This window comes from Pedomonas sp. V897, from assembly GCF_051304405.1.
Lineage (GTDB): Bacteria > Pseudomonadota > Alphaproteobacteria > Sphingomonadales > Sphingomonadaceae > Pedomonas.
Genome location: NZ_JBPPGG010000006.1, coordinates 74,675 through 95,132, shown reverse-complemented (window position 1 = coordinate 95,132; position 20,458 = coordinate 74,675). Strand labels below are relative to the sequence as shown.

The following is a 20,458-nucleotide window of genomic DNA, read 5'->3' as shown; positions in this document are numbered from 1 at the left end:
GGATGGAAATTTGTGGCAAAACCCGCCACAGCAACTATCCGGCGGCCGACAGGTTGCGCGTTCCTGTGCACGCACGAGGGGCCCAAGGTCAACAACCGTTTCCACAAAATGACGATTTGCCCATGACTTTGGTGTTATTCCGCTCCTTTTTCGAGACAGACCCCCTGACGCTGGCCCGGGCCCTGATTGGCGTCCGCCTGCTGGTGGACGGCGTCGGCGGCATCATCACCGAGACCGAATGCTACACGCCGGATGACCCCGCCTCCCACAGCTATCGCGGCCCGACGAAACGCAACGCCGCCATGTTCGGCCCCCGGGGCCACGCCTATGTCTACCGGGTCATGGGGCTGCACTGGTGCTTCAACGTGGTGTGCGGCACGCGGGCGGGCGAAGGCAGCGCCGTGCTCATCCGTGCGCTGGAGCCGACGCACGGGCTGGACCAGATGGCCGCGCGGCGCGGCACAGACAATCTCCGCCGCCTGTGCGCCGGGCCGGGGTGCCTCACCCAGGCGCTTGGCCTCTCCGGCGCGCACGACGGCCTGCCGCTGGACGCCCCGCCCTTCCGCTTCGAGGCGCGGGAGACGGAGCCGGAGATCATCGCAGGCCCGCGTATCGGCATCACCAAGGCCGTGGAGCGGCCGTGGCGGTTCGGGCTGGCGGGCTCGCACTTCCTCAGCCGCCCCTTCCGCTGACTTTCCGCAGGAGGGTTGCAGACCCTCCTGCAATCGCAAGAACAGACTGCCCGAAAACAACCCTGTGCTGACAGGAAAACCCGGACTATAACCAGCCCGCGCGCGGCTTCGACCTCCTCACTTTCGTTCACAGATTGGTTTTCCGGTAGTTTTCCATGATCAGCTTCAACAAGGTTACGCTGCGGCGCGGTGCGAAACTCCTGTTCGAGAACGGCACCTTCACCCTGAACGCGGGTGAGAAGATGGGTCTTGTCGGCAGCAATGGCGCGGGCAAGTCCAGCCTCCTTGCCCTGCTGCGCGGCGACATCCTGCCCGAGAGCGGCGATGTGGAGTTCCCCTCCAACTGGCGGGTCGCCCACGTGGCGCAGGAGATCGAGGAGACCGACCGGCTGGCGCTGGAATTCGCCATCGACGGCGACGTGGAGCTGCGCCAGCTGGAAGCGGAGTTGAAGAAGGCCGAGGAAGCGGACGACGGCTACGAGATCGGCCGCATTCATGGCGAGCTGCTGCGCATCGACGCCTATTCGGTGGAGGCGCGGGCCGCGGAACTGCTGACCGGCCTCGGGTTCTCGGAGGAAGCGCAGTACGAGCCCGTCTCCTCCTTCTCGGGCGGCTGGCGGATGCGCCTCAACCTGGCGCGCGCCCTCATGTGCCGCTCGGAACTCCTGCTGCTGGACGAGCCCACCAACCACCTCGATCTCGAGACCGTGATGTGGTTGCAGGACTGGCTGAAATCCTACGACGGCACGGTGCTGCTGATCTCCCATGACCGGAATTTCCTCGACGCGGTGGTGGACCGCATCCTGGAAATCCGCGACCAGAAGCTGACGCTCTACACCGGCACCTACAGCGACTACGAGCGCCAGCGGGCCGAGCGGCTGCAACAGCAGCAGGCGCTTTACGAGAAGCAGCAGCGGCAGATCGCCCACATCGAGAGCTTCATCGAGCGCTTCCGCGCCAAGGCCACCAAGGCGCGGCAGGCGCAGAGCCGCATCAAGGCGCTGGCGAGGCTCGAGCGCGTCGCCGCCGCCCACGTGGACAGCCCCTTCACCTTCCGGTTCCGCGAGCCCGAGGCCATGTCGCAAACCCTCATCGAGGCCGAGAAGGTGGCGGTGGGCTATGGCGAGAAGACCGTCCTCAAGCACATCAACCTGCGCGTGACGGCGGGCACGCGCGTCGGCCTCCTCGGCCGCAACGGCGCGGGCAAATCCACGCTCATCAAGCTGATCGCCGGCGAGCTGGAGGCAAAGGAAGGGCGGCTGGTGCGCGACAAGCGCATCAGGTTCGGCTACTTCGCCCAGCACCAGCTGGAGCTGCTGCGCCCGGAGATGTCCGCCCTGTGGCACATGCAGCAGGTGGCGCCCAACACCCGCGATCAGGACCTGCGCACCTTCCTGGGCGGCTTCGGCTTCACCGACCAGAAGGCATTTCAGGCAACCGGCGAAATGTCGGGCGGCGAGAAATCCCGCCTCGTGCTGGCGACCATCGTGTGGCAGCGCCCCAACCTGCTGCTGCTGGACGAGCCCACCAACCACCTCGATCTGGAGGTGCGCGCGGCCCTCACCCTCGCGCTACAGGATTTCGAGGGCGCGGTGGTTCTGGTCTCCCACGACACCGCGCTCATCGAGACGGTGGTGGACCGCTACTGGCTGGTGGACAAGGGCCGGGTCTCGGTGTTCGACGGCGACCTTGCGGATTACAAGGCCTATCGCGCCAAGGCGGACCGGGAGAAGTAATCCCTCTCCCGGCCCCGCGCGCCGTCAGGCAGCGGTCTTGACCGCCGCCGCCAGCACCGCGTCCGTCGTCACGACGGTGGCGAATTCCTCGTGCAGATCGCTGAGCGCGGCGTCGTGAACCTCCTGCGCCGGGCGCAGGCGCCCGTCCAGCGTCCGCCGGGCAAAGGTGGCGGTGGCGTCCGAGACGACGTAGGTCTTGAAGTCCAGATTGCCCGCCATGCGGGCGGTCGTCGAGACGCAGTGGTTGGTGGTGAGGCCGACAATCACCAGCGTCTCGATGCCGGCGGCCCGCAGGTCCTCTTCCAGGCGGGTGCCGATGAAGCCGCTGTTGACGCGCTTGAGGTAGATCGGCTCGCCCGGCATCGGCTCCGCTTCCGGCTTGGGCAGGTTGCCCTGCGTTCCGGGGCGGAAGCAGCCCTCGGGCGACTGGCTGACATGGTGCACATGAAAGACCGGACGCCGGGTCTGCCGCCAGGCGGCAAGCAGGCGCGCGATATTGGCCTCGGCCTCGGGGTTGTTCCGCTCGCCCCAGCTGGAATCATTGAAGCCCTGCTGCACGTCGATGAGCACGAGAGCGGCGTTTACGGGGAGTTTCTGCATTTTCTTCGCCCTTTCCGGCTTCCGGGGTGTCTGGACGCGCATCATCGTCTCGGGCACAACCGGTTCCAAGCCGCAAGGATGACGGTTTGGGGGCGTGAAAATGACGGAACAGGACAAACGCGCAGCCGATGGGCTCGACCCGAAGGACCGGATCCTGATCGCCGCGCTCCGGGACGACGCGCGGGAGAGCATCGTCTCGCTCGCCCGGCGCATCGGCCTGTCGCGCAGCGCAACGCAGGACCGCCTCAACCGGCTGGAAAAGCGGGGCATCATTCGCGGCTATACGGTGCGGCTCGACACCGGCGGCGCTGAGCAGGCTCAGGCGCTGATCGCCCTCTCCTTCAAGCCCGGCTACCAGTGCGAGCACGTGCTGCCGCACCTGAAAGCCTATCCTGAAATCCGCACCTGCCAGGCGCTGGCCGGCCCCATCGACCTGATGCTGACGGTGGAAGCCGCGTCCACCGCCGCGCTAGAGGCGGTGCGCGCCGGGATCGCCGCCGTCCCCGGCGTTGCGACGGTGACCACCCACCTCATCCTCAAGACCCACTGGGCCGCCTGAGGCGGCAAGGGGCCGGAGAAAATCCGCCGCCCCCGGACGCCCAGTCAGACCGCCGCGCCCCCTCAGAACGCCTTGCGCGCCTTGGCCATGAAGGTGCGGCCGATGTAGCGCTCGGCGCTTTCCTCGTTGGTGACGTAGCCGTTGGAGCCAATGATCTTCGGCGAGGCGTCGGTCAGGTTCTTCGCCTCGAGCGACAGCATCACACCGCTGAGAATGGTGTCCTTCCAGTCGCGCGGGTTGAAGTTCTTGAACAGGCGCAGATCGAGCGAATAGTAGCTCTCCACCTTGGCGAAGCGGCCGGTGGCAAGATCGCGGTTGATCGTCTGCGACGAATGCCACGAGCCCTTGAGCGAAACGCCCGCGCCCGCCCGGGAATAGCCAAGCTGGAGATCGATGACGTGGGGCGATTGCCCGCTGCGCGCGCCCGCGCCCTCGCCATTGAGCAGGTCAAGCGTCTGCCCGCCCTTGTAGAGCTGGAGGTCCTGCTCCAGGTTCCAGTTGTAGTAGAGCCCGAAGCGGATGCGCCCCGGCGGCGTGCGCCGCGGCCCCATGCCCGGAATGTTGGGCGCGCCATCCGCCCCCATCATCGGCGGCGGACCGCCCGCGCCGGCCTCGCCGGAGCGGGGCTGGCCCATGGCCTCGGCCCGGCTCTGCATCTCGCCGCCGCCGCGCGCCCCCGGACCGCCGGGGCCGCCAGCGCCACGGAACCCGCCCGGAGGGCCGCCCCGGCCGGTGTCGGCCGTGATGCCCTCTTCCGTCACGCGCCAGCTTGCGTTGATGCCGAAGCGCAGACGGGTCTGGGTGTTGCGGTAGGCATTGACCGGGCGGCTGTCGAACGCCAGCAGCGTGCCGTTCTCGTCGCGGATGAAGCGGCTCGGGAACTGCGCCTCCAGCTCCGCCGTCGGATCGGGGAAGCGGGTAACGCCATTGTGCAGCGAGGCGCGCGTGAAGCTGGCGGTGAAGGTGTAGCTCTTGCCGGTGATGGGCCGCACCGACAGGTTGGCCTTCAGCATTTTCTGGCGGCCCGCCCGCAGATCCGCATTGCCGCCGGAGATTTCCGTGGCGCTGACCATCTGGCCGAGCACCGGGTCGTACACCAGTTCGCCCGGCAGGCGGAACTCGATGCCGTAGAGGTTGGACATGGAGGGGAAGACGGCGTCGTCGCTGTAGTTCACCGTCAGCTGCACATTGCCGTGCGGCGACCACAGCACGCCCGCGCCCCACGACATCCGGGTGCCGAACTTGCCCGATGTATCGAAGCCCACATAGGGCGAGAGCGTCACCCCGCCGATGGGCGAGCCCAGATCCTTGTCCGCCGACAGCAGCGGAATGCTGAAGCTGGCCGTGCCGCTGGTGTTGAAATAGTCACCGGTGCGGCTCATCTCCTGCGCGCCCTCGGTCACCTCGTTCTTCAGGCGCTGGTGCTGCACCTCCAGATTGAGGGAGGTGGAAATCTCCCCTGCCTCCGTGCGGCCGATGATGCGCGAGCCGAGCATGCTCGCCTGAAGCACGCGGGAGGTCTCGAGCGAGCGGTCATAGGCGGCGAAGCGGGACAGATCCTCGGCGGCAAGGTTGAACGGGTTGAGCGCCCCCGCGTCGATCTCCTCCGCCAGCAGGTCGTCATCCAGCCCGCGATCTGCCCGCAGGTTCTGGCGGCCATAGGTGAGCCCGGCCTCGAAATCCCAGTTCCAGCCCGCATGGGTGCCGTTGGCCGTGGTGGTCGCCTCGACGTTGGTGCTCTTCGACCGGCGCTCCAGCGGGCTGTTGCCGATGTACTGGTAGAGGGTCACGTCATCGTTGAACGGACTGTACGGATTGGCGGCGGCAATCGACAGGGCGGAGCCCGCCAGGCCCATGAGGTTGGTCCGGCGGGTCTGCGAGAGGTTGAGGCTGGCGGTGGCGTTGATGTCCTCCCCCAGCTTTCCGGTGACGGACGCCGCGCCCTCCAGCGTGCGGGAGGACGGCATCAGCGTGCGATAATCGTTGAGATCGGTCAGGCTCGGCTGATTGGCGGTGCGGGCGAAATCCTCCAGCGAGAAGGCACCGTCCCACTCCGGCAGGGCGGCGATTTCGACCGGCGCGCCGACAAGGCCGGACAGGGCCGGGTCGATTTCCGCATGGCCCTCCGCCGGGCCGATGTTGCCCTGAAGCGAAAAGGGCTGGCGGCCATAGCGCCCGTTGTTCAGACGCTTGGAGGCCAGCAGCCTGTCGCTGCGGCTGTAGCCCGCCGAGATGAATGTGCGCTTGTCGCGGTTGATTTGCAGCGTCGAGGCGGAGACGCCCTGGCTGCCGTAGTCGAACTGGTCCGACGTGGTGCCGGTCACCTCCACCGCATTCTCGCGGAAGCGCGGCCGCAGCACGATGTTGATGACCCGCTGGGTTGGCGCATAGCCATAGCGCACCGCCACATCGGGCGTGAACACGTCCACCCGCAGAATGGCACGGGCGGGATAACGCCGGATCTCGCCCACATTCTTGAGCCGCTTGCCGTTCAGCAGGAAGACAGGGCTCTCCGTACCGCCATCGATCTGCGGATTCAGCTCCTCCAGCAACTCGCCGATGGACGAGACGCCGAACGACATGATGTCGCCCACGTTGAAGCGCAGCTCGGGCTTGGCGTCGCCGATGACCGCGCCATACTCGCGGCCGTTCGCCGAGACGACGATCTCGTCGTCCACCGTGCCGAATTCGTCCAGGGGACCTCCGGCATCCGCCGACTCCGCCCCGGGCAGGGACTGCGCCCATACCAGCGACGGAAGGCAGGCGAAGGAGATCGCAACCACAACAGGTTTGATGGAAGACTTTTTACGATTGGAAGGACACATCGGAACGACACAGTTGGAAGAAGAACCGGGTGCGGACGCCCGCACCTGAACCATATACGCACATAAGCCCCAGAACCCTTCTCCAGGACAACCACAAAAAGCACCAGTCCCCGCCCCCATCACCGCTGCTCCGGCGCGCGCACCGGCTGCGCCGGGACATTCTCCGGCCGCGAAGCGGCGCCTTTGAAACCCGGCTCGGGACAGGGCACCCCCGCCGTGACACTCTGGCTGCCCCTTCGGCAAAGTGTCATTTATGACACTAAAAGACTTTTCCTTGCCTTGCGGGCTTTTCAAGCCACTTCGTATATGTTTTGTTCTGGCAACACACAGGACCAGGAATGAGGACATCATGGGATCGAGCGCTATCGGCGTCGGCCAGATCGTCACGGCGCTGGCGGAGGTCAGCCGCCGGCCCCGCTATGCCTTCATGGTGTTGAACCTGATCTCGGAAGTGGCCGGGCCCGACGGCAAGGCCGGTCCGTACGTGCAGGCGGGCGGCCAGACCATCCCCTTGCGCGACTGGCTGAGCGACAACCTCGCCCCCCTCGCCCAGGACGAACGCCGCCGCGCCGACCTGCGCCGCCGCCTGATGGCGGAGATGAAGAACGAGCTGCCGGACGACCCCGAACAGGCCGAACGTCTGGTGGACGCCGCCGTGCGCGAGCGCATCCGCGCCGTCGGCAAGACCAACATCTCCCACGCCGTCTCGGACCTGGTGCGCGCCGGCCTCATCAAGCGCCACTATGAAGGCTGGGCGCGGAACCACGTCAACCGGGGCGGGCAGCGCCACGCGGTCTACGTGGTGGACGGCGACGTTCTGGCGGCGCTGCGGCGCGGCACGCAGCTGCTCTAGGCGGCGGGTTTGACCTTCGCGCGCGGACGCCAGAACAGGTTGATCGCCAGCCCGCCGAGCACGATGGCGGCCGCCGCCAGCTTCCAGAGCGGCAGGCTCTCCCCCAGCCACCAGGCCGAGGCGGCCATGCCGAACACCGGCACCAGGAGGCTCATGGGCGCAACGGTCGCCGCCGGATAGCGCGCCAGCAGCCAGCCGAAAGCCGCATAGCCGAACATGCTGTTGCCCACGGACTGCCACAGCACCGCCGCCCAGGTGGCAGCGTCGGCCTCCGCGAGCCCGGTCAGGATCGCCTGCGGCCCTTCGAAAATCAGCGAAAGCGCAAGGAGCGGCGGCACCGCGAACAGGCTGCTCCACACCACATAGGCCAACATGTTCACCCCCGGCGTCGAGCGGGCGATGAGGTTGCCCGCTGCCCAGCTGAACCCGGCCAGCAGCACCAGCAGGAGCCCGAGCGGCGTGGCATCACCCCCGCCCATGTAGCCGATGAGCACGATGCCGCTGGCGGCAAGCCCCACCGCCAGCCACTGGTGCGCCCGCAGCCGCTCGCGGGTGAGGGCAATGGCCAGCCCGATCGTGAAAAAGGCCTGGCTCTGCACCACCAGCGAGGCAAGGCCGGGCGAGATGTCCTTTTTCATGGCGAGGAAGAGAAGGCCGAACTGGCCCGCGCCGATCGCCACGCCATAGGCCGCGAGACGAACGAGCGGCACATTCGGCCGCCGGATGAACAGCGCCGCCGGCAGAAACACCAGCCCGAACCGGAGCGCCGCGAACAGGAGCGGCGGCAGATGGTTCAGACCGAAACGGATCACCACGAAGTTGGTGCCCCAGACCGCCACGACCGCCAGCGCGAGCAGAAAATGGGGAAACGAAAGGGACGCACGCGGCATGGCTTGGCTCGCTCCCACGCAAACGAAAAACCAGCCGGTGAGCCGGCCTCGACCGCGAGATGTGTCGCACGTCTCGGCGCGCCTGAAAAGGCGGCCCGGCGCATTGCTCGCATGCACCGGTCGCATTGGCCCGGCCGCCGTGATGCACGGCGCATGGCGCCGCGCCGCGCACAAGGGGGCGGAACGGTCGCGGTGGCGCGTCGTTTGTCCCCTTCGTCTGAATTCCGGCGCTCAGCCCGGTGATTATTCGACGAGGGAGGCGAAGCCGTGGAATCCCCCACTTACCCGGAAGAGATCGACAACCCGACCGTGCCGGCCGGGGCGCAGCGCAGCCCGCGCCAGCCGCTCGGCGAGGCCGAACGCATCCTCTCCGTCGTCGCTGGCGGCCTGCTGGCGGGGCTGGGCGTGCGGCGCGGCGGCGCGCTCGGCTGGGCCGCCGGGCTGACAGGGGCCGTGCTCATCACGCGCGGCCTCTCCGGCATGGCCCCGGTGCGCCGGGCGCTCCGCGCCAGCCCGCTCGAAGACCAGGAGGCCCGGCGGCGCGGCTGGAAATCGGCCGCCGCCGTTTCCTGGGCCGTCACCATCGACCGGCCGCGCCAGGAGCTTTACGCCTTCTGGCGCGACTTCTCCAACCTGCCCGCGATCATGGAAAACGTGGAGAAGGTGGAGGTGATCGACGAGACCCACTCGGCATGGTCGGTCAAGGGTCCGGCCGGGGTCTCCTTCACATGGAACGCGCGGGTGACCGAGGACATCCCCGGCCAGCGCATCGCCTGGACATCGGATGAAAACGCCCGGGTGCGGAACACCGGCTGGGTGGAATTCCGGGACGCGCCCCACGACCGGGGCACGGAAGTGCGCGCCCTCATTCTCTACGAACCCCCGGCCGGACAGGCGGGACGGGCCGTCGCCAAGCTGCTGCACCGGGAGCCGGGCGTGCAGATGCGGCGCGACCTGCGCCGGTTCAAGCAGTTGATGGAAGCAGGCGAAATTCCGGTCAACCAGCCGCAACGCTCGGTGAATGGTTGAGCCGCATACAGAGCAGGGAGGACTTTCATGCGCGCGCTCGTCTGGCACGGCAAAAAGGACGTCCGGGTGGAGACCATGCCCGACCCCAGGATCGTCAAACCCCGCGACGCCATCCTCAAGGTGACCTCCACCGCCATCTGCGGCTCGGACCTGCACCTCTACGACGGCTACATTCCCACCATGAAGGCCGGGGACATCCTGGGCCACGAGTTCATGGGCGAAGTGGTGGAGCTGGGCGCGGAGGTGAAGAACCTGAAGGTGGGCGACCGGGTGGTGGTGCCTTTCACCATCTCCTGCGGCCGCTGCTTCTTCTGCAAGAACGACTTCTGGTCACTGTGCGACAACTCCAACACGGAGGACGGGGCCGAGATCGCCTCCACCCTCTACGGCTACACGCCCTCGGCGCTGTTCGGCTACTCGCACATGCTGGGCGGCTATGCGGGCGGGCAGGCGGAATATGTGCGCGTGCCCTTTGCCGACACCGGCTGCATGACGGTGCCGGACGGCCTGCCCGACGAGAAGGTGCTGTTCCTCACCGACATCTTCCCCACCGGCTACATGGCGGCGGAGAACTGCGACGTGAAGCCGGGGGACACAGTGGCGGTGTGGGGGTGCGGCCCGGTGGGGCAGTTCGCCGTGCGCTCCCTGTTCATGCTGGGGGCCGAGCGGGTGATCGTGATCGACCACCACCCCCGCCGCCTCGCCATGGCCGCCGCCGCCGGCGCCGAAACCCTGAACTTCGAGGAAACGAACGTGCTCGACGCCCTGCGCGAGATGACCGGCGGGCGCGGGCCGGACGCCTGCCTCGACGCCGTGGGCATGGAGGCGCACGGCCTGACGCCGGACAACATCATGGACCGGGCCAAGGCCGCGCTGATGCTGGCGACCGACCGGCCCCACGCGCTGCGCCAGATGATCCTCGCCTGCCGCAAGGGCGGCACCATCTCGATCGCGGGCGTCTACGGCGGTATGCTGGACAAGGTGCCGATGGGCGCGGCCTTCAACAAGGGCCTCACCTTCAAGATGGGCCAGACCCACGTGCAGCGCTATCTGCGCCCGCTGCTCACGCGCATCGAGAACGGGGACATCGACCCCTCGTTCGTCATCAGCCACCGCCTGCCGCTGGACGCCGCCGCCGACGGCTACGCCATGTTCGCCGAGCGACAGAATGACGTCACCAAGGTGGTGCTGACGCCGTGAGGGCGAATGCCGCCGGGGCTCGCCTTGACTTGGCGGAAATGTTCTTGTTATGTTCTCTTTCTGTCGTGGTGTTCGAGTCTGGTTGGAGGCGAAATCCTGCACGCGGGGGGACATAGGCAGCCATGGCGGTCAGCATCACGTTCTGCATCATGGGTGCCGTGTTGATCGGGGCTCTGGCCGCGTGCCGGGTGATCCGCGCCGGCGCGGCGCAGGCGATGCCAGCCTCGCCAGCCCTTCCCGCACCTGCCCCCGCACCTGCCATTACCACACCCGTCATCAACCGCTCGGGGCCGCTGTTTCAGCATGGAGGATCGCACTGCCGCAGAACCGGAGACAACGGGAGAAACGGGCCGGGGACCGGGCCTTGCGGCAGGCCAGCCCGGCCGGCGGACCTGCCGCAGCCGCATCTTTCACACCACCCGCGATCGCCAGAGAGGAGCCATGCCCCGGACCGCGCCGCCCAACAAGGGACCCCACGCCCGGAGCGGACCCGGCAGCGGCCCGCAGGCCGGTGCGGACAACCGGGGCGAGCTTATCCGCGTGCGGGCCGGGGCGTGGATCGCGGCCGGCGCGCTGGGCATCGGCACCGCCTTTCTCGTCCTCTCGCTGGTCCTGCGGGATGCGGAGCTGCGCACCTGGGCGACGGGCCTCATCTCCCTCGTCGTGGGGACGGCCATCGGCTTCGTGTTCTCCGGCACCGGCCGGGAGCCCTGAGGCCGGGCCGGACGCCCGGCCCCTCGGGAACCGCCACATGGCCGGCCGGCGCCGGCCGGAGAAACGGCCGATCAGCGTCCCGGCATGGCGGGCGCGGTCTGGCCGAACAGAATGCGCCGCGCCTCGTCGGTCATCGGCTTGTTCTCGAACGCCTCCGCTCTGGCATAGGCGCGGGCGGTGGCCGGGCGCGCCTTCACCCGCTCGAACCAGGCCTTGAGGTGGGGGAAGTCGTCCAGGTTCTGCCCCTGGTTCTTGTGCGGCACGATCCACGGATAAATCGCCATGTCCGCAATGGTGTAATCGTCGCCCGCCACATAGGCCCGGCCTTCCAGCCGCCCGTTGAGCACGTTGTAGAGACGGGTGGTCTCCTTCACATAGCGCTCGATGGCGTAGGGAATCTTCTCCGGCGCGTACATGTTGAAGTGATGGTTCTGCCCGGCCATGGGCCCGAGGCCGCCCATCTGCCAGAACAGCCACTCCAGCACCGTCTTGCGGCCGCGCAGGTCCTGCGGGAGGAACCGGCCGGTCTTGTCGGCGAGATACACCAGAATGGCCCCGGACTCGAACACGCTCACCGGCTCGCCGCCGTCCTGCGGCGCGTGATCGACGATGGCGGGCATACGGTTGTTGGGCGCAATCGCCAGAAACTCCGGCTTGAACTGGTCCCCGGCGCGGATGTCCACCGGGATGATGCGGTATTCGAGCCCGGCTTCTTCAAGAAAAAGGGTGATCTTGTGACCGTTGGGGGTCGGCCAGTAATGAAGGTCAATCATCGCGGACTCCTTGCGGGGCTAGGACAAAACCATGCGCCTAGATTTCGCATGACAGGGCGGGACGACAAGCCCCCCGCCGCAGAACGGTTCGGACTCGGCTGTGAAACAATCCGTGGCACAAGCGGGCCGCATCCGCGACGCTGACGTGCCGACAGGGGGGGCGAGGGCGACGGCGGCGGGGGCGGCGACGGCGGCATCGTCGCGGCCCGGCCCCTGCCTTGATGCTCTCCCGACGGCGCCGAAAATCGCCGGGAGCAATATCCCGACTATAGATTTCGGCCGCCGGAGCGGGCCGGTTAGACTCCCAAGGCTAGCCCAGCACGAAAGGAGGGAGAGGACATGCTGAAATTCGGACGGATCGCCGACAAGACGCGCCAGATGAACCCATGGGGCGCCACATGGGACCCCTGGATGCGCGCCATGTGCTATCGCTGAAACCAGGGATCGCCGGACAGGCCCGCGCCGTGGCGGACCACCGGCCAACGTGCGGCACGGACGGTGAGGGCAACCGTCGCCGCCGTGCCGCCGACGCTCAGCCGGAGGGCTCCTCCAACATTCTCCGCCTTGCGACACGCCGCCCCCCGCGTGCGCCCACGCTGTGGCTCTCGCGCCATTGCCACGCCTGCCTCGCCGACGATCACCTGATTTTCCTCGACCTGCGGACCGGCACCTACGGCGGCTTGCCGCCCGATCAGGCGCGGGCCGCGCTGGCCGTGCTGGACTGCGACCACGCCTTGCGTGCCCTGAGCCTGCCCGGCGCCCGGCTCGACCGACGCGTCCTGCAGGACCTGCTCGCCAGCCGGCTGGTGACAACCGACCCCCGGCGCGGCAAGCGGCTCACCTCCCTTTCGGCCGTGCGCGCCACCCGCGAGGCCATGGGTACCGGCGACGGCGCGCCGCCCCGCATCACGGCGCGGGACGCCTGGCATTTTCTGATGGCGCTCAGCGGGGGCGCGCTCGCGCTCCGTCTGCTGCCGCTGCGCGCCGTCCTCGCGCTGGAGCGCCGCCGCGCCGCGCGCATCCCGGGCGCACCCGCAGGTCCGGATGCGATCAACAGGGTGGTGGACCAGTTCCTCTTTCTCGCCCCGCTGTTCTACAGCCAGAGGGACCGCTGCCTTCTCAACAGCCTGGTGCTGAGGCGCCTGCTCCGCCGCCACGGCATCGCGGCGCACTGGGTGTTCGGCGTGGCGGCCGACCCGTTCGAGGCCCATTGCTGGCTTCAGGTGGGAGACGCCGTGGCGGGCGACACATTGATGCGGATCTGGCGCCTGACGCCGATCCTGATCGTCTGACCCGGGAGGCAGGGGGCATGTACCGCTATTGCGCCTTCCTTCCGAGACCCGGCCGGGAACGGGCGGCCGCGCCGCTGATCGCCGCCTGCGCCGCCCGCCTCGCCCGCATGACCCCCGCCTATGCGCCCGTGTTCGAGGGGCCGTCGCTGACCGTCCTGGAAGCGCGGGAGGGCGGCACACGCGCCCGCGCCTGCGCGCTGGGCGCGGGCGGCGTGGCGCTTGGCACCCTGTTCCGCGCCGGCACGGCAACGCCGGTTGCGGACCCGACGGACACCGAAGCGCAGACGCTGGCGCACCACGGCCCCGAGGCCATGCTCCGCCTGTTCTGGGGCCGGTATGTGGCCTTCCTCCTGCGGCCGGGCGGCGTTGCCGTGCTGCGCGACCCGACCGGCGGGCTCGACTGCTTTTACGCAACCCGCCCCCATTTCCACATGGTGTTCTCGGACGCGGCGGACATGGCTGCCCTTGGCGTCCTGCCGCTCGAAATCGACTGGCAGCACGTGGCGCGGCATCTGCAACTCCCCGCGCGGGAAATCCCCGGCACGGGGCTGGCGAAGGTGCACGCTCTGCGCGGCGGGGAGGCGCTGCACGTGGGCCGGACGGGCGCTGCCGTGCAACCTTGCTGGCGGCCGGAGACGCTGTGGCAGCCCGCGCGCCTGCCCGCCTCTCCCGACGACGCCGCCGAGGCGCTGCGCGCGGCCGTGTTGCAGGCCGTGCGCAGCTGGAGCGCGGTTTACGGGCGCATCCTCCTGGCCCTCTCCGGCGGGCTGGACAGCGCCGTCGTGCTGGCCGCCCTCGACGGTGCCCTGTCGCCCGACGACGTGCTGTGCCTCAACTACAATTCCGGCACGGCGGACTCGGACGAGCGCGCCTACGCCCGCCAGGCCGCCGCGCACTTTCGCGCCGACCTGATGGAGCTGGATGAACGCCCCAACATGGTGCGCCTGGGCGACGTGGCCCGCGTCCGCTTCTCCGCCCAGCCCATGATGGTGCTGGCGCAACTGGCGCGCGGCAGGCGGGAGGCCAATCTGGCGCGCGCGTTCGAGGCGGCGGCCCTGTTCGACGGCGCGGGCGGCGACGAGGTGTTCGGCAGCCTGCTCTCCTTCGCCAGCGCGACGGATTATTTGTGGACGCAAGGGCTGGACCGGGGATTTTTCGTTGCCGCGCACGAGGCGGCGCGGCTGGGGCGGGTTTCGGTGTGGCAGGTGATGCGCCGCGCCCGGGCGGCGGTGCGCACCCGCTCGACGGCGCTCCCCCTTCCGCCGATGGACGAAGCCTTCCACGCGCACCTGGCGGCGGTCTTTCCCTGTCTGGAACCCGACCTGGCGCAGACGCTGGCCCGCCCGCTCCCCACCGACGTGCCCCCGGGCAAGCGCATGCAGATCGAGGCGACCAGCTTCTGCAACCGCCTCTGGTATCCCACCGTGCCGGAGCATCATGTGGAGACCGTGCACCCGCTGATGTCCCAGCCGGTGCTGGAGGCGATCTATTCCCTGCCGACGCCCCTGTTCTGCCTGGGAGGGCGCGAGCGCGGACTGGCGCGTCATGCCTTCCGCGACCGCGTGCCACCGGACATCCTGCGCCGGCAGACCAAGGGCGGCATCAACAATTTCACCGACCAGATCGTCATCCACAACGCCCGCTTTCTGCGGGGCTATTTTCTGGACGGCCTGCTGGTGCACCACGGCCTTCTCGACCGGGCAGCGGTGGAGGAAGCGTTCCGCACCGAAGGCCACCCGAGCCGCCTGATGCGGACCACCCTGCTCAGCGCCCTTGGGGCGGAGGGCTGGGTGCGCCAGTGGACAAGCGCGCGCCGGAATCAGCCGCGTCCTGCCGCGTGAGCGCGGCGCGGTCGAGGTCCGCCAGATGCTGGCCGCGCAACTCCTCCCACCGGGCGTATTGCTCGGCCTTGGCGGGGTCCGGGTCCCGCTCCCCCTTCAGCCAGAAGGCGTACCAGTCCACCACCATGGTCTGGGCGTGGAGCCGCTGCCCCGGCTTGTTGGGCACGTGGTCGGAATCCACATACTGCCACAGCTCGACGGGCTTTCCCTGCCGGCGCAGGAGAGCATAGACATCCCACCAGCCCCGCACGCTGCCGGGAATATAATTGTGCAGCAGCAGGGGCGTGTGCACCCGGTCGAGGTTGTAGACCGGGTTTTTCTCCACCCACCGGTAGCGCCCTTCCCCCCACGGCCGCGCCCCGCCCAGCATTTCCTCCTGATAGTTCATGCCGGGGGGAATGAAGCCGTAGAGGTTGGCGTAATTCACCATGCCCGTGCCCATGGCGTCGGCGATGATGGCGGCAGCGAAGCGGGTCTGGGAGAAGGTGATGGTGTGCTGCACCGGCGCGCCGGTGTAGCTCCAGCCCGTCAGGCCGATGCGGGCCGGGTCCACGTCGCCGCGCCTGACCAGATGGGCAACCGCCGCCTCGATGCCCGCCTGGGTGGCGGCGAACGACTCCCGCAGCGGCGCGGGCGGCGCATTGTAGGGCATGGCCGGCATTTGCAGCACCATGATCCCCTTCGACGCCAGCGCCCGGCCGACGAACGGCGCCGTCAACCCGCCCTGCCCGCCGAGGACGAAGTGGTTGCGATCGTAATTGCGGCATTCGATGACGAGCGGGTACCGGCGCCCCGGCTGGTACCCTTCCGGCAGGATCAGGGCCCCTTGCCAGTCGTGGCCGTTGCGGTCCTTCCATGTGATTTCGGAGACAGGCGTGAGGTGCAGCGCCGCCAGTTGCGGGTTGAGCCGGGTGATGGCCCGTTCGCGGCCGGTCGCCGGATCGCGCGCCACCACCTCGGGCGGCATGGTGAGGCTCTGGCGCACCGCAAGCTCCAGCGGGTGCGGAGTCTGCGGCTTGCCGGTTTCGGAGACGGCCCAGTCTTTCCCGCCCCAGGTGATGACCAGCGGCGGGACCGGCTGACCATCGGCGCTGACGCGCGAGACGACGATGGCCTCGTTACCGAACACTTGCAGGATTTCAGGCCAGCGCCCCTTCACCGGTTCGGACGGATCGCCCGCCAGCGCAAGCACCGGGCGCACGGCTTTTGTCGCCACGTCGAATTCGGCAAGGAAGGGCCACTTGCGGCGCAGCGGGCGTTCCGCCGCCGGCCCCTCGTCCACCGGCAGATAGGTGTTGGCGAGGAGCGCCCGGCGGCTGTCGGGACTCCACAGCGCGCCGACGGTGGCCGCCTTCGTGGGCGCATCCAGAATGGGAAAGAAGTCGCCGCTTTCCAGATCGAGAAAATAATACTGGCGGATCGCCCGCATGGAAAAATCCACATAGAGGGACGCAAACCGGAAATCCTCCGGGTCGGACGAGTTGGTGCTGTTCTCCAGCAGGGGGCCGTAGTCGTCGTCCCACCGCCGCTCGGGCGGGGGATAGACGGCGATAATCGCCTTGCGACCGTCCGGCGACATCCAGAAGGCATCGAAATGATCCACCCGAGCCTGTGCGGGACTGACCAGCACGCGCGGCGGCTCCCGGCTTCCCGGGGACTGCACGACGATCTGCGGCGCGCCGGTGAGAAGGCCATAGCGGTCGCACCCGAGGCAGGCCATTTCCAGCATCTGCCGCAGACCGGCGCGCACGGCGATTTTCTCCTGCGCCACATCGGCGGCCGGATTGACCCATTCCGTCGCCACAAGCCGGTTCGCCGCCTCGCTGACCTGGAATTTCCGGATGGGATTTTGGGAATGGGTGAGCTGGGTAAGGCGGCCGCTGGCGATCTCAAGCCCGAACACCTGATCGGGATCGGCATCCCTCTTGCCGATGAAATATAGGGTGCGGCCATCCGCCGACCAGGCAAAGGAGTGAACCATCCGCATGCGCAGGTAAATGCCGTAATGGTTCATGGCGTCGGTCGTTGGCCAGCGCAGGATCTCCCGCCCCTGCGGCAGCGGCGCGCCCTTGGGCGCGCGCAAGAAGTCCTGCACCTCGGCGACGCTGTAGAGCCGAAGGCGTTCCTCCGTCACCTGCCGGTCCGGGTCGATGGCGCGGGTGCCAAGCAGGAAGTATTTCCCATCCGGGGAGAAGGTGAAGACCGGGGGAATGTCGAGATAGGCATAGGGCTCGACGATGCTGCGGAAGGTCAGCAGATCACGCACCTCCACCGGGCGGCCGAACTCTCCCGCCGCAAGCGGCGCGGCGAGAAAACCGAAAACCGCCAGCACGATCAGGACAGGATTTTTTCCCGGCACCCGCATGGTCTTTTTTCTCCGATCGCCCCGCAGGCTTACCATTTCTTGGTGATCGAGACGGACACGAAGCGGCCCAGCGGATCGAAATTGTCCGCGTCGTATCCGCCGACAACATCCACAAAGGGCGGGTCGTTGTTGAACAGGTTGACCGCGCTGAGGCTGAAGGCGATGTCCCGCAACCAGGAGGTCCGCAGGGTGCTGGCGGTGACATAGGACAGGGTCAGATCGATGGTGGTGTGGGATTTGATCCGCACGTCCGTTGGCCCGAGGGTATTCCGGTAGCGGTCGGTGTAATTGCCGAACAGGTGGACCGAGAGGCCGAAATCCGACGCCCACCCCACGCCGCCGCGAATGCGCAGATCGACCGGATTGGCGAAGGTGTCGAGAATGGACCGGGCCGGAGCCGCGCGGGTGGGCGACTCCTTCAGGTTGAGGATGTAGTTGGCGTTGGCCATGAGGTTGAACTGACCGATGCTGCGCGTGTCGATGGTGTAGGCGGCGGACAGGTCCAGACCTTCGGTGGTGAAGGTGGCGCGGTTGCCGGTGCGAACATCGACGATGACATCGGCAAGCCCGACCGCCTCGCACACGTCGGGCGGCGTACCCATCAGATCCGCCCCGGCGCAGGCGTCCTGCAATTGCGCCAGCGTCGGATTGCGGATGATGAGGTCGCCGAACAGGTCTTCCTGGCCCATCATCTCGTCCGGTATGGCCGCGCCGGTAATGCGGTTCTTGAACTTGATGTTGTAATAGGTGGCCTGGAGGCGGAGCGTTGGAATGGCTCTCGGCGCCACGATCACGCCGAGGGTCCAGGTGTCCGCTGTCTCGTTGTCGAGATCAGGCTGGGTGCCGCTGATGAACAGCGCGTTGCTCGTCCCCCGGGGCGCGCGCGGATCAAACACCGGGCCGAACGACAACAGCTTGCGCTGCGCCAGCTGGCCAAGGCTGGGGGCGCGGAAGGCGGTGCCGTACGTGCCCTGGAAGACGAGACCCGGCGTCGCCGTCCAGTTGACGCCGATCTTGGGATTGATGGTGTCGGCGCCATCCCGCTTGTACCGGACCGGCTCCATCTGCCTGTCATCATATTTTTCCGCGCGCAGGGAGAAGGAGACATCCAGCGCCTCGATGCCCGGCATGGCATTGCGCGGGCCGACAAACGGCACGTAGATCTCGCCAAAGGCGGCGGCGATGCGCCGGTTGAAACGGCGGATGTCCGTGTCGAGATCGGTGACCAGCGCGGCGCGCAAACGCTCGCGCCGCAACTCGCCGCCCAGCCCCGCCTTCATCGCCCCGCCCGGCACCTCGAACAGGGTGCCGTCAGCGAACAGGTTCACGGCCCAGGAGCGGAACCGCACGCGGTCGTGATAGTCGGCGAGGCTGAAAATGCGGGCCAGGGTGTCGGGATTGTTGGCCCCCTGATCGCCAAAGGGATTGAACGCTGTCTCCGGGTTCGGGTCCCTCAGCGCCGCATCGAGGGCCAGGGGATCGATCATCGGACCGGTCCGCATGCTGCCGAGACTGCGGGCGTAGGTGAAATAGCCGTTGACCCGCCAGTCGCCGCGCACGGCGTAGGTCAGGCCCGCCGTGCCCTGGTAGGTCTTCTGGGTGCTGGCGCTGTTCGCCGCGCCCAAGTCGTTATAGAAATTGTAGGCGACGAACACCGGCTCCCCGGTGCCGAACACATCCACGTAGAACGGGTTCTCCGGCGTGACCATCACCGGCCATGACTGCTGGGCCTGGCGGTATTTCGCCTTGCGCCGGGAGTAGAACGCCTCGGCGAACAGGCGCAGGTCGTCCGTCACCTCCTGGTCGAGATGGCCGAAGGCGCTGTAGCGATCCTGCCGGGGCAGCAGATCCACCCCCTGCTGGGTGTTGAAAAGGTTGAGCGTGCCGGGCCTCAGATCGGCGGGGGTCAGGTTGCGGCCGTCCTGCCCCGGCGGAATAGCGAACAGCGGCATGAAGGTGACCGGATCGATGATGTTGCCGGGGGAGGCGTACAGGGAGCCCCAGTTGGTGCCGCCGCGCCCGGTGAGATCGGTGGTCGCGGCGTAACCCCGATCGGCGGTGGGCAGACGGTCGCGGTGATAATATTCGCCGGTGAGCAGCAGGTTGCCGCCGCTCCACTTGAAACCGAAGGTCTGGGCGGCCTGATATTCGTCCACCCCGCCCTCGGTGGTGGCCCCATAGCGCAGGGTGGTCTCCGCCCCCTCGTAATCGGTCCGCAGGATGAAGTTGACGACACCCGCCACCGCGTCCGACCCGTAAACCGCCGACGCGCCATCGGGCAGGATCTCGATGCGCTCCAGCGCCGAGACGGGAATGAGCGAAATATCGGGAATGTCGCCATTGTCGCTGGCCCCGGCCATGCGCCGCCCGTTGAGCAGCACCAGCGTGGACACGTTGCCGAGCCCCCTCAGGTTGACGCCCGAGACGCGCCGCCGCTGGGTGGAAATGGCGTCCGTTCCGCGCGCGGTGTCCTCTGTTGCGCCGCCGCCGAAGGTCTGCGGCAGGAGCTGGAGGATCTGCGGGGCGGTGGCGAAACCCGACGTCGCGATTTCCGGCCGCCCGATGGTGATGAGCGGAGAGCCGGCGGCAATGCCGATGTTGCGAATGTTGGAGCCCGTCACGACGATGGGCGCGAATTCGGGATACCGGACCGCCTCGTCCGCCCGCCGTTGCTCCGGCCCGATGCCGGCGGACGGGCTGACATCAGGCTGGCCGGAAGGCTCCGCCGGATCGCCGGGCGCGCCTGCCTCCTGTGGCTGGGCACCGGCGCTGCCAGGCAACGCAACGGTCAGCAGGGGAGCGGCCAGCAGAACGGCGGTAATGGCCGTCATGGAGGCGGGCGTCATGGAGGTGGCCGTCGTGGAGGCGCGGCCCGCAATGGCGGCACGCAGGGAACCGCATGAAAATGCCATGTTGAATTTTCCCGTACGGACTTGATACGAGTTATCAAAAATGAAAATCAAACAATCGAATGAAAACGGTTTTGATAAATGAATATTATCAGGCTTGTTTGTTATTGTTTTACTGCCTGATCTTCATTCATTTCGGAAGACATGTGGTATCGGATTCTACGGGTGAGTCAATATCCG

The 20,458-nt window shown here is 67.8% G+C and carries 15 protein-coding genes; 9 read left to right on the top strand and 6 right to left on the bottom strand.

Features of this window, described 5'->3' with window-relative positions:
- Positions 1-122 precede the first annotated feature (122 nt).
- Positions 123-692 (top strand): DNA-3-methyladenine glycosylase, encoded by a 570-nt coding sequence (locus ACSJJU_RS13625; RefSeq protein ID WP_435916146.1) that lies wholly within the window; start codon positions 123-125, stop codon positions 690-692.
- Positions 693-847: 155 nt separating this feature from the next.
- Complete coding sequence (locus tag ACSJJU_RS13620; RefSeq protein WP_435916145.1) at positions 848-2,428, top strand: ABC-F family ATP-binding cassette domain-containing protein; 1,581 nt, start codon at positions 848-850, stop codon at positions 2,426-2,428.
- Between the two features lie 24 nt (positions 2,429-2,452).
- Here ACSJJU_RS13620 and ACSJJU_RS13615 read toward each other — a convergent pair whose 3' ends face one another.
- Positions 2,453-3,028, bottom strand: a complete 576-nt coding sequence (locus ACSJJU_RS13615; protein WP_435916144.1) for a cysteine hydrolase family protein — start codon at positions 3,026-3,028, stop codon at positions 2,453-2,455.
- A gap of 100 nt (positions 3,029-3,128) precedes the next feature.
- On the opposite strand from ACSJJU_RS13615, the gene ACSJJU_RS13610 reads away from it, so the two are divergent.
- Complete coding sequence (locus ACSJJU_RS13610) at positions 3,129-3,587, top strand: Lrp/AsnC family transcriptional regulator (protein WP_435916143.1); 459 nt, start codon at positions 3,129-3,131, stop codon at positions 3,585-3,587.
- A gap of 62 nt (positions 3,588-3,649) precedes the next feature.
- Here ACSJJU_RS13610 and ACSJJU_RS13605 read toward each other — a convergent pair whose 3' ends face one another.
- A complete protein-coding gene (locus ACSJJU_RS13605; RefSeq protein WP_435916142.1) occupies positions 3,650-6,370 on the bottom strand; it encodes a hypothetical protein in 2,721 nt (906 codons plus the stop codon).
- Between the two features lie 391 nt (positions 6,371-6,761).
- Between ACSJJU_RS13605 and ACSJJU_RS13600 the strand changes: the two genes are divergently transcribed.
- Positions 6,762-7,265 carry a hypothetical protein gene (locus ACSJJU_RS13600; RefSeq protein WP_435916141.1) on the top strand — a complete coding sequence of 168 codons (504 nt, stop codon included), beginning with the start codon at positions 6,762-6,764 and terminating at the stop codon, positions 7,263-7,265.
- Here the strand turns inward: ACSJJU_RS13600 and ACSJJU_RS13595 are convergent.
- Positions 7,262-8,155 carry an EamA family transporter gene (locus ACSJJU_RS13595; RefSeq protein ID WP_435916140.1) on the bottom strand — a complete coding sequence of 298 codons (894 nt, stop codon included), beginning with the start codon at positions 8,153-8,155 and terminating at the stop codon, positions 7,262-7,264. The genes ACSJJU_RS13600 and ACSJJU_RS13595 overlap by 4 nt on opposite strands.
- Before the next feature lie 267 nt (positions 8,156-8,422).
- Here ACSJJU_RS13595 and ACSJJU_RS13590 point away from each other — a divergent pair, with 267 nt between their 5' ends.
- The 3 genes from ACSJJU_RS13590 to ACSJJU_RS13580 all read left to right on the top strand — a co-directional run bounded on the left by ACSJJU_RS13590 (position 8,423) and on the right by ACSJJU_RS13580 (position 11,098).
- Positions 8,423-9,184, top strand: a complete 762-nt coding sequence (locus ACSJJU_RS13590; RefSeq protein WP_435916139.1) for an SRPBCC family protein — start codon at positions 8,423-8,425, stop codon at positions 9,182-9,184.
- 27 nt (positions 9,185-9,211) lie between these two features.
- Positions 9,212-10,384, top strand: coding sequence for a zinc-dependent alcohol dehydrogenase (locus ACSJJU_RS13585; RefSeq protein WP_435916138.1), 1,173 nt, complete (start codon positions 9,212-9,214; stop codon positions 10,382-10,384).
- Between the two features lie 441 nt (positions 10,385-10,825).
- On the top strand, positions 10,826-11,098 hold the full coding sequence (locus ACSJJU_RS13580) for a hypothetical protein (protein ID WP_435916137.1): 273 nt from the start codon (positions 10,826-10,828) through the stop codon (positions 11,096-11,098).
- Between the two features lie 71 nt (positions 11,099-11,169).
- Here the strand turns inward: ACSJJU_RS13580 and ACSJJU_RS13575 are convergent, their stop codons facing one another.
- On the bottom strand, positions 11,170-11,871 hold the full coding sequence (locus tag ACSJJU_RS13575; RefSeq protein ID WP_435916136.1) for a glutathione binding-like protein: 702 nt from the start codon (positions 11,869-11,871) through the stop codon (positions 11,170-11,172).
- Positions 11,872-12,269: 398 nt separating this feature from the next.
- Here ACSJJU_RS13575 and ACSJJU_RS13570 point away from each other — a divergent pair, with 398 nt between their 5' ends.
- Together ACSJJU_RS13570 and ACSJJU_RS13565 are read left to right on the top strand one after the other, a co-directional pair.
- The gene (locus tag ACSJJU_RS13570) at positions 12,270-13,163 is read left to right on the top strand and encodes a lasso peptide biosynthesis B2 protein (protein ID WP_435916135.1); all 894 of its coding nucleotides are present in this window, start codon (positions 12,270-12,272) and stop codon (positions 13,161-13,163) included.
- A 17-nt stretch (positions 13,164-13,180) separates the two neighbouring features.
- Positions 13,181-15,004 (top strand): asparagine synthase-related protein, encoded by a 1,824-nt coding sequence (locus tag ACSJJU_RS13565; RefSeq protein WP_435916134.1) that lies wholly within the window; start codon positions 13,181-13,183, stop codon positions 15,002-15,004.
- Here the strand turns inward: ACSJJU_RS13565 and ACSJJU_RS13560 are convergent.
- Complete coding sequence (locus tag ACSJJU_RS13560) at positions 14,928-17,369, bottom strand: prolyl oligopeptidase family serine peptidase (RefSeq protein WP_435916133.1); 2,442 nt, start codon at positions 17,367-17,369, stop codon at positions 14,928-14,930. The two genes, ACSJJU_RS13565 and ACSJJU_RS13560, sit on opposite strands and share 77 nt — an antisense overlap.
- 29 nt (positions 17,370-17,398) lie before the next feature.
- Entirely contained in the window at positions 17,399-20,281 is a 2,883-nt protein-coding gene (locus ACSJJU_RS13555) for a TonB-dependent receptor plug domain-containing protein (protein WP_435916132.1), read from the bottom strand.
- Positions 20,282-20,458 lie beyond the last annotated feature (177 nt).